This window comes from Dactylosporangium sp. McL0621, assembly GCF_049995355.1.
Lineage (GTDB): Bacteria > Actinomycetota > Actinomycetes > Mycobacteriales > Micromonosporaceae > Dactylosporangium.
In genome coordinates, this window is sequence record NZ_CP188259.1 from 10,599,501 (window position 1) to 10,613,320 (window position 13,820).

At 71.5% G+C, this 13,820-nt stretch carries 12 protein-coding genes; 6 read left to right on the forward strand and 6 right to left on the reverse strand.

Annotated elements, in window-relative coordinates; translation table 11 throughout:
• Positions 1 to 463: 463 nt before the first annotated feature.
• Both ACPPVO_RS50160 and ACPPVO_RS50165 read right to left on the reverse strand, forming a co-directional pair.
• Positions 464 to 991: a hypothetical protein gene (locus ACPPVO_RS50160; protein WP_426506244.1), complete on the reverse strand. Its 528-nt coding sequence runs from the start codon at positions 989 to 991 to the stop codon at positions 464 to 466.
• A 10-nt stretch (positions 992 to 1,001) separates the two neighbouring features.
• Positions 1,002 to 2,018 (reverse strand): potassium channel family protein, encoded by a 1,017-nt coding sequence (locus tag ACPPVO_RS50165; RefSeq protein ID WP_426506246.1) that lies wholly within the window; start codon positions 2,016 to 2,018, stop codon positions 1,002 to 1,004.
• A 77-nt stretch (positions 2,019 to 2,095) separates the two neighbouring features.
• Here ACPPVO_RS50165 and ACPPVO_RS50170 point away from each other — a divergent pair, with 77 nt between their 5' ends.
• The 6 genes from ACPPVO_RS50170 to ACPPVO_RS50195 all read left to right on the forward strand — a co-directional run bounded on the left by ACPPVO_RS50170 (position 2,096) and on the right by ACPPVO_RS50195 (position 8,779).
• A complete protein-coding gene (locus ACPPVO_RS50170) occupies positions 2,096 to 3,241 on the forward strand; it encodes a polysaccharide pyruvyl transferase family protein (protein WP_426506249.1) in 1,146 nt (381 codons plus the stop codon).
• On the forward strand, positions 3,238 to 4,650 hold the full coding sequence (locus ACPPVO_RS50175) for an FAD-dependent oxidoreductase (protein WP_426506251.1): 1,413 nt from the start codon (positions 3,238 to 3,240) through the stop codon (positions 4,648 to 4,650). Before ACPPVO_RS50170 ends, ACPPVO_RS50175 begins: the two co-directional genes overlap by 4 nt.
• Before the next feature lie 309 nt (positions 4,651 to 4,959).
• On the forward strand, positions 4,960 to 5,577 hold the full coding sequence (locus ACPPVO_RS50180; RefSeq protein ID WP_426506253.1) for an FMN-binding negative transcriptional regulator: 618 nt from the start codon (positions 4,960 to 4,962) through the stop codon (positions 5,575 to 5,577).
• A 239-nt stretch (positions 5,578 to 5,816) separates the two neighbouring features.
• A complete protein-coding gene (locus ACPPVO_RS50185) occupies positions 5,817 to 7,283 on the forward strand; it encodes a hypothetical protein (protein WP_426506255.1) in 1,467 nt (488 codons plus the stop codon).
• 297 nt (positions 7,284 to 7,580) lie between these two features.
• On the forward strand, positions 7,581 to 8,228 hold the full coding sequence (locus ACPPVO_RS50190; RefSeq protein WP_426506257.1) for a 4'-phosphopantetheinyl transferase family protein: 648 nt from the start codon (positions 7,581 to 7,583) through the stop codon (positions 8,226 to 8,228).
• On the forward strand, positions 8,225 to 8,779 hold the full coding sequence (locus tag ACPPVO_RS50195) for an HD domain-containing protein (protein ID WP_426506259.1): 555 nt from the start codon (positions 8,225 to 8,227) through the stop codon (positions 8,777 to 8,779). Before ACPPVO_RS50190 ends, ACPPVO_RS50195 begins: the two co-directional genes overlap by 4 nt.
• 67 nt (positions 8,780 to 8,846) lie before the next feature.
• Here the strand turns inward: ACPPVO_RS50195 and ACPPVO_RS50200 are convergent, their stop codons facing one another.
• The 4 genes from ACPPVO_RS50200 to ACPPVO_RS50215 form a co-directional block, all read right to left on the reverse strand.
• Positions 8,847 to 10,202 (reverse strand): rhamnulokinase, encoded by a 1,356-nt coding sequence (locus ACPPVO_RS50200; RefSeq protein ID WP_426506261.1) that lies wholly within the window; start codon positions 10,200 to 10,202, stop codon positions 8,847 to 8,849.
• Positions 10,199 to 12,199, reverse strand: a complete 2,001-nt coding sequence (locus ACPPVO_RS50205; RefSeq protein WP_426506263.1) for a bifunctional aldolase/short-chain dehydrogenase — start codon at positions 12,197 to 12,199, stop codon at positions 10,199 to 10,201. Before ACPPVO_RS50205 ends, ACPPVO_RS50200 begins: the two co-directional genes overlap by 4 nt.
• An 85-nt stretch (positions 12,200 to 12,284) precedes the next feature.
• Positions 12,285 to 13,463, reverse strand: coding sequence for an L-rhamnose isomerase (rhaI, locus tag ACPPVO_RS50210; RefSeq protein WP_360390992.1), 1,179 nt, complete (start codon positions 13,461 to 13,463; stop codon positions 12,285 to 12,287).
• Positions 13,460 to 13,783, reverse strand: coding sequence for an L-rhamnose mutarotase (locus tag ACPPVO_RS50215; protein ID WP_360390989.1), 324 nt, complete (start codon positions 13,781 to 13,783; stop codon positions 13,460 to 13,462). Before ACPPVO_RS50215 ends, rhaI begins: the two co-directional genes overlap by 4 nt.
• Positions 13,784 to 13,820: the final 37 nt, after the last annotated feature.

The following is a 13,820-nucleotide window of genomic DNA, read 5'->3' on the forward strand; positions in this document are numbered from 1 at the left end:
AGCCAGGCTCCGCAACCGCCGACCGAGTGGCAGCCACGGTCGGCCGGTCCGGACCGCGAGCACTCGGCGAGCTCCCGCCAGCCGCCGACCCCCGATCCGGCGACGAGCAGCCGCGCACACCAGATGCCAGAGACGAGGAAGACGTAGAAGAAGGCGGTGGAGACGGGGCCCGCGGGCGACGACCGGCCGCCCGAGCGTCACGCTCGGCCCGGTACGCCGTGATCTCCGCGGTGCGAGCCTCCCGGTCAATCAGGGCCAGCCGCTGGGCATGTCGCTCCTCGAGCCCCCGTCGCCTCGCCTCGGCGAAGGCGGCCCGCGTCGCGGCGCGCCGTTCACGGCGGAGTCGGTGCTCGGCCATCATCGTCTCCAGCCGGTTACGCCACTCCGACTGGTCTTCCGCGGTCAGCACCTCATCCATGCCAACAACTTAGAACAGGGGTACGACAAAAACCCGAGAGCCTGGTCAGCCCCGCCGACGGTGCCGGAGGGCCACCACGACCGCGGCCGCCACGGCCAGCCCGCCCAAGGTGAACCAGAGCGGCGTCAGGCCGCCGCCGGGCGGCGGCGAGGGCTCGGTGGACGAGGCCGTGGCCGGGATCAGGCAGGCAACCTCGGTCGGCGAGGCCGTGGCCGAGGGCGCGGCGGACTGGACAACCGCCTGGCAGTGGCCGTTCACGGGCGCGGCGAGGTCGATCGCCACGCGCCAGGTGCCCGGGTCCAGGGTGCCGCTGTACGTCTGGGTGCCCCGCTCGTCGCCCGTCTGACGCAGTACCGATGGAGCCACCGAGGCCGAAGCGTCGCCCGTGGCGGTCATGGTCACGGTGGTCGGCTCGCTGATCGCGTGGCCGTCCTGCCACTGGGCGGTGATCCACACGGAGCCGTGGCCGTCGGAGTGGATCGTCACGGACGCGCCGCCGTGGGCCTCGGCCGGCGTCGCCACCAGCAGCAGGAGCACGACGGCGGCCAGGAACGTCCCGATCCGCGCCGCCACCCGGGGAACCCTACGGCATCGCGGGGATCACCTCGGGACGGTCGTCGCGGACATACACGATCATGTCTCCGGTCTGGATCGCCGTGCCCTCGGGATCGGCCAGCGAGAGCACCTTGCCCCGCCGGAACAGCGCGATCACCAGCTCCTTCAGCTCGCGCGGCGACGAGCCGACCTCGTCGCGCCGGGCCGAGCGCATGGCCAGCGCCATCCCCTGCCCGGGTGTGAGCAGGTCCTCGACGACCTCGATGAGCGGCGGCGCGGTCGTGGACAGGCCGAGCAGGCGGCCGGCGGTCGCGGACGAGACGATGACGTGGTGGGCGCCGGACTGGCGCAGCAGCGGCGCGTTCTCGGCCTCGCGCGCCGCCGCGATGATCGACACCTTGCCCGCGGTGAGCTGGCGGACGGTGAGCGTGACGAGGACCGACGCGTCGTCGCTGTCGGTGGCGATGATGACCGCCTTGGCCTCCTGCACGCGCGCCTCGACGAGGACGGTCGAGCGGGTCGCGGAGCCCTCGACGGCGACGAGCCCGTCGGCGGTGGCCTGGCGCAGCGCGGCGCGGTCGCTCTCCACGACCACCACGTTGGTCTTGTCGAAGCCGTTCTCCAGCAGGGTGCTGACGGCCGCACGGCCCTTGGTGCCGTAGCCGCACACGATGACGTGGTTCTTCACGCGCTTCCTCCACCGCTGCAACCTGAGGTTCGTGCGGTACTGATCGGTCAGGACTTCGAGGGTGGTGCCGACCAGGATGATCAGGAACAGCACGCGGGCCGGGGTGATGACCAAGATGTTGATGAGCCGGGCGGACTCCGAGACCGGGGTGATGTCGCCGTACCCGGTCGTCGACAGCGTCACGACGGCGTAGTAGAAGCAGTCCAGCAGCGACAGGCCGTCCTCGTTGATGTCCCGATAGCCACCGCGGTCGATGTAGATGACGATCACGATCACGACCACCAGCGCTACGGCGAAGCCGAGACGGGCACTGATCGCTCGCAACGGACCTTGCCGTACTGCTGGAAGGTGGATCACGAAATCCACCATAAGGGTCGGGTGTGACAGTTTCGCTCGTGGGTAGACGGGGTCGCTCCGGCGACGGGAGGCGCGTCATGGCCGAACACGGTCCACGGGTGGGTGTCCTGGGCTCCTACGGGGGGTACAACCTGGGCGACGAGGCGATCCTGGCCAGTCTGCTGTCCGACCTGCGGGCCCGGCGCCCGGACGCGCAGGTCCTCGTCTTCTCGCGCGATCCGGATCACACCGCGGCCGCGCACCCCGGCGTTGCGGTGGCACCGTGGGAGGGCGTCGGCCGCGACCGTACCGCCGACGCGCTGGCCCGCCTCGACCTGCTGGTCCTGGGCGGCGGCGGCATCCTGTACGACACCGAGGCCCGCCGCTACCTGCGCGTGGTGCGCACAGCCCAGGAGCGCCGCGTTCCCGTGTTCACGTACGCCATCGGAGCCGGCCCGCTGACCGAGGAGCTCGACTGCACGATGGCGCGCGAGGTGCTCGGCGCGGCCACCGAGCTGACCGTGCGCGACGAGGAGTCGAAGGTCGCGCTGGAGGAGGCGGGCGTGACGGCCCCCGTCACCGTGACCGCGGACCCGGCCCTGCTGCTGCAGCCGGAGGAGTTCGACATGGCCATGCTGCGCGACTCGCTGCCGCCCGGGCGCCGCGTGGTCGGCATGAGCGTGCGCGAGCCGGGCCGCGCGGCGCAGCACCTCGCCGCCGACGAGTACCACCAGCTGCTCGCCCACGTCGGGGACTTCATCGTGCACCGGCTCGACGCGTCGCTGCTCTTCGTGCCCATGGAGCGGTCGGACATCAGGCACTCGCACGCGGTGCTGTCGCGAATGACCGCCGCCGAGCACTGCCGCGTGCTCAACGGGCAATATCGGCCCGGCCAGGTCCTCGATCTGATGCGTCACCTGGACCTATCGGTCGGGATGCGCCTGCACTTCCTTATTTTCTCGGCTTTGGCGGGTGTACCTCTACTAGCGCTGCCATACGCCGGAAAGGTCTTCGACTTCGCGCAACGCATCGGCGCGCCCGTTCCCCGCGGGGTCGTGCGGGAGGCCGCCGGGCCGCTCATCGCGCAGGTCGACCGGCTCTGGGACGAGCGGCCGCAGCGCCAGGAGGAGATGGCGGCGCGGGTCGCCGCCCTGCGCCAGCGCGCGACGGAGACGGGGCGGCGGCTGAATGCGCAGCTCGACCGCCTGTCGCCCGTCGCCGAGCGGGAAGTGGTGGGAGCATGACCGCGCTCGAACGGCCGCACGGGCTGCCCCCGGTACAGCTCCCGCCGCGCTCGGCCACGCACGGCGGCCGCACGGAGGTGCTGGTCGTGGGCGGCGGGCCGGCCGGGATCGGGGCGGCGACGGGCGCGGCCGCGGCCGGGGCCGACGTGGTGCTCGTCGAGCGCTACGGGTTCCTCGGCGGCAACGCGACGGCCGCCCTGGTCATGCCCCTGATGAGCTTCCACAACGAGATGAAGCAGGCCGTGGGCGGCGACGACAACCGACTGCTGCCGACCGATCACGGGGAGGGCGAGCCGGTTGTGGCGGGTGTACTATGGACCCTGCTCGATCGCCTGGTCCGAGCCGGAGGCGCCACTCCCCCGGATCCGAGCACCGGTTATACCGTGCCCTTCGATCCTGAGCTGTTCAAACTCGTCACCTACGACATGCTGACCGGCAGCGGTGTTCGACTCTTGCTGCATGCCTTCGCCTCGGATCTGATGCGGCTGCCTGACGGCGGTTCCCGCGTCGTGTTCGAGACGAAATCCGGTCCGGTCGTGCTCGATGCCGACGTGGTCGTCGACTGTACCGGCGACGGCGACCTCGCCGCGGCTTCCGGCGCGCCCTACGAGGTCGGCCGCCCCGATGACGGCCTGACCCAGCCGATGACCCTGATGTTCCGCGCGGGCAACGTCGACCGCGCGGCGTTCCTCGACTACGTCCACGAGCATCCCGACCAGTGGAAAGGAGTGCACGGGCTGTGGGACCTGATCCGCCAGGCCCGCGAGGCGGGCGAGCTCGACCTGCCGCGCGAGGACATCCTGTTCTTCGCCACCCCGCACCCGGACGAGGTGTCCGTCAACTCGACGCGCGTCGGCGGCCTCGGCATCAGCGTGTGGGACCTGACCCGCGCGGAGCTGGCCACGCACCGGCAGCTGGCGCAGATCGCCCGGTTCCTGCAGGGCCGGGTGCCGGGCTTCCAGGACTCGTACGTCATTCAGAGCGGCGTGCAGATCGGCGTGCGCGAGACGCGCCGGGTCCTCGGCGACTACCAGCTCACCGGCGAAGACGTGCTGGGCGCGCGCTCGTTCGACGACGTGATCGCGCGCGGCGCCTATCCGGTCGATATTCACAACCCCAACGGCCCGGGCACGATCCTGCGCCGCTTGCCGCAGGGCTGCTCGTACCACATTCCGCTGCGCACCCTGCTCCCCCGCAACACCGACGGTCTCCTGGTGGCGGGCCGCTGCATCTCCGGCGACCATGTCGCGCACAGCTCGTACCGCATCATGCCGATCGCGATGGCCACCGGCCAGGCGGCGGGGGTGTGCGCGGCCATGGCGGCGCACGCGGGCAAACCCCCGCGCGAGATACCGGCGTCGCATGTCCAGCGCGTCCTACGCGCCCAAGGCGCGAGCCTCCCGACCTGAGCCCACTCCGGACTGCATCGGCCGCCAACTCCGCTCACTCTAGGCCCGCGCCGACGTCGCGGCCGCACCCCCGGGCCGGCGCCGGACCACCTCGGCCCCGGCACGCTGCGCCCGAACGACCTGCACGCCGCTCCCACCCGACCGGGCGCCTGCGGCTGCGATCGGGGCCTCTCAACCTCGAAGGCGGCGGCGATTGCCAACGTCCCGTCCTCGTGCTCGTGGCGGCGGTCGCGACGATTGCCGTTGTGTGGGCCTCGGGGTTGCGATTGGTTCTTCCGGCCGTGTGGCTTGTGTCGCACGCTGGTAGGCGTGCTGGTACACCCGTGGGACGCACCCATCGACGAGTCCGAGTGGCGGCGGTGGCTGGGCGGCCACGACTTCGGGCAGTTGATCGCGCCCGGGCGTGGGCGGGACCTGCCCGTGGTGGTGCCGACCCACTTCTCGTTCGACGGCGACGAGCGCGTGCGGCTGCACCTGGCGCGGCCCAATCCGGTGTGGGCGGCGCTCGAGGAGCACCCGCGGGCGTTGCTGACGGTGATCGGCGACTACGTGTACGTGCCCTCGGACTGGAACGCGAAGCCGGGCACCGAACCGCGCGACGGGGTGCCCACGTCGTACTACGCGACCGTCCAGCTCTCGTGCGACGTGCGCATCGTCGACGATCCGGCCGAGAAGGCGTCGATCCTGCAACTGCAGCTCGCCCAGTTCCAGCCCGGCGTCGAGCGCGCCCCGGTGCTGCCGTCGGACCGCAACCTGCCCGGCATTCGCGGCATCGAGCTGACGATCACCGCGGTCGCGGGCAAGTTCAAGTACGGCGGGAACCGTACGACCGAACACCGCCACGAACTCGCCGCGCACCTGGAAACGCGCAACGGCCCAATGGACGCCGAGGCCCGCGCCCACCTCTTGCGCCGCATCGATCCCTGACCGGCCGCACCGTTTCGACCCGGCTCGGCGCTCCTACAGCTCGACCCGACTCGGCGCTCCTGCACTTCGACTCGACTCGGCGCTCCTACAGTTCGACTCGACTCGGCGCTCCTACAGTTCGACTCGACTCGGCGCTCCTGCACTTCGACTCGACTCGGCGCTCCTGCACTTCGACTCGACGCTTCTGCAGTTCGACTCGGCTCGGAGTTCTGCACGGGTGCGCGGCGCGATCTGCCTCGGTGACGTTCGCGGCGACGATTGGCGAGATGGGCACGGTCGACGCGGAGCCGACGGGTGGATGTGGTCGTCGGGCCTTGCGGCTCGCCGCAGGGGCGGATTCCCAAAACGAGGCTGTGTTCACGAGCGCGATGCGTCAGGATCGATGGATGGCGACCATCGTTTCCGAACGTACCGCTGTGCGCCGGCCGGTTTCCTCCGCTCGGCGGGATCTGCTCGTTGCGCTCGCCTCGGTCTGGTTGGCCGGCGGGCTGTTCATGGACGGGTGGGCGCACTCGCACGTACCGTCGCTCGAGACCTTCTTCACGCCGTGGCACGGGGTGCTGTACAGCGGCTATGCCGCGCTCGCGATCAGTCTCGTGCCCGCTCGGCTCTGGCGCGGGCGGCCCGAGGGGGCGGTGCCGACATGGGTGCCGGCCGGATACGGGCTCGGGTTGCTCGGGGCGATCCTCTTCGCCGCCGGCGGGGTGATCGACATGACGTGGCACATCACGTTCGGGATCGAGACGGACCTTGCCGCGCTACTGAGCCCGCCGCACCTGCTGCTGCTCACGGCCGGTTCACTGATGATCGCGACGCCGATCCGGGCCGCGGCCGCCAAGCTGGGCCTGCGCACCGTCGCGGGGAACGCGGGCGTAGGGGCCGAGGGGCCGAGCGCACGCAAGGCGGGAGTGGTGACCGAAGGGCCGAGCGCGCGCAACGCAAACGTGGCGGCTGAGGGGCCGAGCGCGCGCAACGCAAGCGTGGCGGCCGAGGTGCTGAGCGAGCGCAGCGCGGACACGGTGACCGAGGTGCGGAACCCGCGCAACGTCGCGCCGCGGGGCAACACGTTGGCCGAGGTGCGGAACCTGCGCGCGGTCGCGGGGAGTGCGGGCGCCGTTGGCGGTGGTGCCGCGATCGGTTGGCGCGTGGCGGCCGACGTGCCGGTGCTCATCAGTGCCACGAGCGGGACCGCGGTCGCGGCGTTCTTCCTCGACTATCTCTCGCCGTTCACGGATGCGCCCGCTGCCAACAGTGGGTACGGCAATGGGCAGCCGTTCGGGCTGGCGCAGTACCTGGCGTACTCGGTGCTGGTGATCGCCGCGTTGTTGTTCGTCTGGAGCCGGCTCGGGCGGGTGCCGTTCGGGCTCGTCACGCTCGTGGTTGCGGCCGCCTCGATTCCCAATGGGGTGTTCGACGACTTCGAGAATCTTGCCTCGCAGCTGTGGCCGTTGCTCGGGGCGGTCATGGCCGACCTCGCGTTGCAGGCGGTGGCGGTGCGGTGGGCGGGAATGGTTTCGTTGGCGATCGGGGTGGTCGTGCCGCTGCTGGTCTGGCCCGCGCATCTCGTCGGGGTGCAGCTCTCGCTCGGGGTGGCTTGGTCGCTGGAGCTCTGGAGCGGGGTGGTCGTGCTGACGATGCTCGCGGGGGCGGTGCTCGGAGGACTGTTCCTGCCCCTGGTCAATGCCGATCGGGCGAGGAGCGACTGATCAAGCACTGAGGCACGTGCGAGAAGGGCCCGTGCGAAAGAGAGGCCGCGGAAGAAGAAAGACCGCGCGAGAAGAGGCCGTGGAAGAAGAGCGGCCGCGCGGGAAGAGGCCGTGGAAGAGAAGAGGCCGTGGAAGAAGACGAAGCCGCGCGAGAAGAGGCCGTGGAAGAGAAGAGGCCGTGGGAGAAGACGAGGCCGCGCGTGAAGAGGCCGTACAAAGTAGAGAGGCCGCGCGACGAACGAGAGAGCAAGAAAGCAAGAGTCGGCAAGTACGGTGTTGCGCGGTTAGAGTCGCCGCGTGCACGATCTGTTGCCCGACTGGGTCGCCGTTGAGGTGGCCCGGGACGCGGACTACCTCGCCGACCTGCTCCCCGAAGAGGCCGCCGCGCTGAGTGCCCGCGCCGTGGCCAGCCGGCGCCGGGAGTTCACGGCCGGGCGCAGCTGTGCGCGGCGCGCGCTCGCGCGGCTCGATGTCCATGGGCAGCCGCTCGTGCCGTCCGAGAACCGGGCGCCCGTCTGGCCCCAGGGGACGACCGGCAGCATCACGCACACCGCCGGGTACTGTGCCGCCGCCGTTGCCCGCCGCAGCGACGTGCGCGCCGTCGGGATCGATGCCGAGCGGCGCACCATCCTGCCCGCGAACGTCCGCGCCTCCATCTGCCGGCCCGAGGAGCTGGCCTGGTGCGCGCGGCGGCCGGACGAGGACTGGTGGCCCGCCGTGCACTTCTCGGCCAAGGAGGTCGTGTTCAAGCTGTGGTCGCCGATCGTCGGGACCTGGCTGGACTTCCTCGACGCGCGGCTCACGATCGACGTGGAGACGAGCGAGTTCGAGGCGCAGATCCTGCCCGAGCGGCTGGCGAAGTCCCCGGGCGCGCCGACGACGTTCAGGGGACGGTTCCACGCCACGCCCGACCTCGTGCGCAGCGCCGGCGTGGTAACCACATGAGCGGAAACACCGAACCGGACCTGCGACCACTGCCCGCCGAGGCCGCCGACCTGCTACGCCGGGCCGGGGCGCCGCCGCGGCTCTGTGCCCATCTGCGGGCCGTGCACGACGTCGCCGTAGAGATCGTCGAATGGGTCGGGCGTGAGGTGGACGTGGACCGGGCGGCGGTGCTGTTCGGGGCGGCCACCCACGACATCGGGAAGGTCCGCTTCCCCGCCGAGCTGTCCGGGGCCGGCACACAGCACGAGCCGGCCGGGCAGGAGCTGCTCGTCGCGCTCGGGGTCGAGCCGCGGCTCGCCCGGTTTGCCGCGCTGCACGGGAATTGGCAGCGCGACGGGGCCACGCTCGACGAGCTGCTCGTCACGCTCGCCGACAAGGTCTGGAAGGGGCGGCGCGAGCCCGGCCTCGAGGAGCAGGTCGCGCAGGTCATCGCCGACGCCCGCGGCGAGCCGGTCTGGGCCGTCTTCATGCGCCTGGACGACGAGCTCACCCGCATCGCCGACGGGGCCGAGGCCCGCCTGGCCTTCCAGTCGCGCTTCCCGACGACGTAGCTCATGATCTAGAACGTCTGTTCTAACCATGCCGCCACCGTACCCCAGCGGTACGACAAAAACGCGCCTAGACGCGCGGGTCGTACGGGACAATCGGCTGCGTCGAGCGCACCAGGGCGCGGATGTCCGAGTCCACCAGCCCCAGGGCCCGCGCCTGCACCAGGATGTTGCCCAGCGCGCCCGCCTCCACCGGGCCGGCCAGGACCGGGAGCCCGCAGGCGTCCGCGGTCAGCTGGCACAGCAGCGTGTTGAGGGCCCCGCCGCCGACCATGTGCACCACGTCGACGGTGACACCGGCCAGGCGGCGGGCGTCGTCGACGGCCCGCCGGTACGCCAGGGCCAGGGAGTCGAGAATGCAGCGCGTCATCTCCACGGGCGTGGCCGGCACGGGCTGGTCCGCCGCCTTGCACGCCGTGGCGATGCGGGCCGGCATGTCGCCGGGGGCCAGGAAGACCGGGTCGGTGGCGTCGACGATGCTGCGCCCCGCCGGGGCCTCGGCGGCCCCGGAGAGCAGCGTCGACAGGGGAAGGTCCCACTCCCGCATGCACTCCTGCAGGAGCCACAGGCCCATGACGTTGCGCAGGTACCGCACCGTCCCGTCGACGCCGATCTCGTTCGTGAAGCCGGCCTCGTAGGAGTCGCGGGTCAGCACCGGCGCGGTCAGCTCCACGCCGACCAGCGACCAGGTGCCGCAGGAGATGTACGCGAAGTTTCCCGCACCCGGCACCCCGGCCACCGCCGACGCCGTGTCGTGCGACGCGACGACGGTGACCGGGGTGCCCGGCGACACCCCGAGTGAAGTCTGGATCGTGCCCGCCGGCGAGCCGGGCGCACGCAGCGGCGGGAGCAGGTCCGCGTCGATGCCGGCGAGCGCGAGCAGGGCCGGCGACCAGCCGCTGCCCCCGCCGGCCGCGAGCAGGCCGGTCGTCGAGGCGTTCGTGAGCTCCGTGCCGGCGACGCCGGTCAGCCAGTACGACAGCAGATCGGGGATCAGCAGGAGCGTGCGCGCCGCCTCGAGCTGCGCGCTGCCCCGGGCCGCGGCCAGCTGGAAGATCGTGTTGAACGGTAGCGGGGCGATGCCGGAGGCCTCGTAGAGCGCGTAGCCGTCGAACCCGGCGGCGACCCCGTCCGTCCGCGCATCGCGGTAGTGGACGGGGTTGCCGAGCAGGGCCCCGTCGGCGTCGAGCAGGCCGTAGTCCACGGCCCAGGAGTCGATGCCGACCGAGTCGACCGGACCGGCGGCCGAAAGACCGGACAAGATCCCGCGGTACAGCGCCAGAATGTCCCAATGCAGGGTGCCGCCCACACGGACCGGCTCGTTCACGAACCGCGCCACCTCGGAGAAGGTGACCGCCGAGGACGACACGTCCGCGACGATCACCCGCCCGCTGGAGGCCCCCAGATCGACCGCCGCGATCCTCATCGCAGGAAGGCCGCCGCCACGCCGGCGTCGACGGGGATGTGCAGGCCCGTCGTCAGCGACAGCGAACCCCCGGTCAGCGCGAAGACGGCGTCGGCCACGTGCTCCGGCAGCACCTCGCGCTTGAGCAGCGTGCGCTTCGCGTAGAAGGCGCCGAGCTCCGACTCGGGCACCCCGTAGACGGCGGCCCGCTGCGCGCCCCAGCCGGAGGCGAAGATGCCCGACCCGCGCACCACCCCATCGGGATTGATGCCGTTGACCCGGATGTCGTACTCCCCCAGCTCCGCCGCCAGCAGCCGCACCTGGTGCGCCTGGTCGGCCTTCGTCGCCCCGTACGCGACGTTGTTCGGCCCCGCGAAGACCGCGTTCTTGCTGGCGATGTAGACGATGTCCCCGCCGAGCCCCTGCTTGATCATGGCCCGGGCCGCCTCCCGCGCGACGAGGAACGAGCCCCTCGCCATGACGTCGTGCTGCAGGTCCCAGTCGGCGACGGTGGTCTCCAGCAGCGGCTTGGACACCGACAGCCCGGCGTTGTTGACGACGAGGTCGACCCCGCCGAACGCGAGTACCGCCGCGTCGACCGCGGCCCGCACCGCCGCCTCGTCGGTGACGTCGACGGCCACCGGTACGGCGACGTCGGCGCCCCCGATCTCGGCCGCCACCGCGCTCGCGGAGTCGGCGTCCCGGTCCGCCACGACGACGCAGGCGCCCTCGGCGGCCAGGCGCAGCGCGATCGCCCGGCCGATGCCGGACCCGCCGCCGGTCACCAGCGCGATCCGCGTCGCGAGCGGCTTGGGCTTGGGCATCCGCTGGAGCTTCGCCTCTTCCAGGGCCCAGTACTCGATGCGGAACTTCTCGGCCTCGTCGATGGGCTCGTACCGCGACACCGACTCGGCCCCGCGCATCACGTTTATCGCGTTGACGTAGAACTCGCCGGCGACCCGGGCGGTCTGCTTGTTGGCCCCGAAAGAGAACAGGCCCACGCCGGGCACGAGCACGATCGCCGGGTCCGCGCCGCGCATCGCCGGGGAGTCGGGCGCCGCGTTCCGCTGGTAGTACTCCGCGTACTCTTCCCGGTACTGAGCGTGGATCTGCCGGATGCTCTCCTCGGTGCCGCCGCCCGGCTCCAGTACCATCGGACGCACCTTGGTCCGGAGAAAGTGATCGGGGCACGAGGTCCCGAGCCCGGCCAGCCGGGGCATCTCCGCCGATCCGACGAAGTCCAGAACCACGTCGTCGTCCCGGAAATGGCCGACCTGGCGCCGGTCGGTCGACACGAGCCCACGCAGCAGCGGCATGAGCTCCGCCGCCCGCGCCCGCCGGTCTTCGAGAGGCGCTTGCACCTGCGGCCCGAACGGCTCCGAGCGCCCCTTCGCGGCCAGGAACGCGGTCGCGGCGTTGATGATCTCCAGCGAGTTCCGTTCGCACTCGTCCGAGGTCGCGCCCCAGGCCGTGATGCCGTGGCCGCCCAGGATCACGCCGATCGCCTGCGGGTTCGCGCGCTGGACGGCGGCGATGTCGAGGCCGAGCTGGAAGCCGGGCCGCCGCCACGGGACCCACAGCACGCGGTCGCCGAAGCACTCCTTGGTCAGGGCGGGCCCGTCGGCCGCGGTGGCCAGGGCGATGCCGGCGTCGGGGTGCAGGTGGTCGACGTGCGGGGCCTCGACCAGGCCGTGCATCGCGGTGTCGATGGACGGGGCCGCGCCGCCCCGGCCGTGCAGGCAGTAGTCGAACGCGGCGACCATCTCGTCCTCGCGGTCGATCCCCGGATACACCTGGGTCAGCGCACGCAGCCGATCCAGGCGCAGCACGGCGAGGCCGGAGGTCGTGAGCGTGCCCAGGTCGCCGCCCGAGCCCTTGACCCACACCAGCTCGACCGGGCCGCCGGTCACCGGGTCCTCGGCGGTGCCCTTCGCCGAGGTGTTGCCGCCGGCGTAGTTGGTGTTGCGCGGGTCGCCCCCGAGCCGGTTGGACCGCGCGATCAGCTCTTCAGGCGTCACGACGCCACCTCCGCTTCGCTCCGGTGCCGCCGCGCCCAGGACTGTGCATCCTGGTGAGCGGCCTCTCCGCTTCGCTCCGAACCGCTCACGCGCCCCACCCCGCCTGCGAACCGCCGACGCGCTCGGCCACGATCTTCTCCAGGTAGCCGGAGCGCTTGTACGCCCCGATCGGGTCGGGGTCCAGGCCCATGTCCTCGCGGACCGAGCGCAGCAGCGGCCGCACATCGGTGTTGTACGCGTCCATCAGCACCTCGTTCGCGCCGAGCACGTCGCCGGAGTCCTGCGCGGTCTTGAGTGCGGCGTGGTCGACGAGCAGCGCCTTGGCCGTCGCCTCCTGCACGTTGAGCACGGAGCGGATCACCGCCTGGATCTTGGGTTCGATGTTGTGGCACTGGTCGAGCATGAAGGCGATGCCCTGGGCGGTCAGCGCGTCGGCGAGCACGATCTCGTGCATGATGCGGAACAGCTGGAACGGGTCCGCGGCGCCGACCATGAGATCGTCGTCGGCGTAGAAACGCGAGTTGAAGTCGAAGCCGCCGAGCTTCCCGGCCCGCAGCAGCATCGCCACGATGAACTCGATGTTCGTGCCGGGCGCGTGGTGCCCGGTGTCGATGACGACCTGGGCCCGCTCGCCGAGGGCCATGCAGTGCACGTAGGCCGTACCCCAGTCCGGCACGTCGGTCATGTAGAAGGCCGGCTCGAACAGCTTGTACTCCAGCAGCATCCGCTGGTCCTCGCCGAGCCGCGCGTACGTCTCGGACAGGGCCGCGGCGAGGCGGTCCTGGCGGGTGCGCACGTCGTCCTGTCCCGGGTAGTTGGTGCCGTCGGAGAACCACAGCTTCAGGTCGCGCGACCCGGTGCGGTCCATGATGTCGACGCACTCGAGCAGGTGCCCGGTCGCCTTGCGCCGGATGCCGGCGTCGGGGTTGGTGACGCTGCCGAGCTTGTAGTCGTTGTCCTGGAACACGTTGGTGTTGATGGTGCCGACCTGCACGCCCAGCTCGGACGCGTGCCGGGCCAGGTCGGCGTAGTCGTCGACGAGGTCCCACGGGATGTGCAGCGCCACGCTCGGCGCGACGCCGGTGAAGCGCTGGACCTGGGCGGCGTCGGCGAGCTTCTCGTACGGGTCCCGGGGCACGCCCTCCTGCGGGAACACCTTGAACCGGGTGCCCGAGTTGCCGTACGCCCAGGACGCCGTCTCGATCCGCTGGTCGCGCAGCCGCGCCGCGACACGCGCCCGCGTCTCCGGGGCGAGCTCACTCATTGCAATGCTCCAAGCTGGTGCTCCAGGTTGAACACCTCGTCGAGGACGACCAGATGCCGCCCGTGGATGAAGAACTCCGCCATCTGCGCCTCCCAGCGCGCGGACACCTCGGTGGCGTCCATGGCGGCCTGCGCGGCGGCCAGATCGTCGGTCAGCAACGTGCCGACGAGCAGGCCGTCGTCGCGCAGGAAGAGCTGGTACTCGTGCCAGCCGGCGCCGCGCAGGGCGACGAGCATGTCCGGCCAGACCTGGGCATGGCGGCGCCGGTACTCCTCCAGCCGCTCCGGCTTGACCTGCAGCGTGAAGCAGACTCGGCGCACGCCCTACCTCCTCGTGGTAAATCGTGAAATGTCCGAT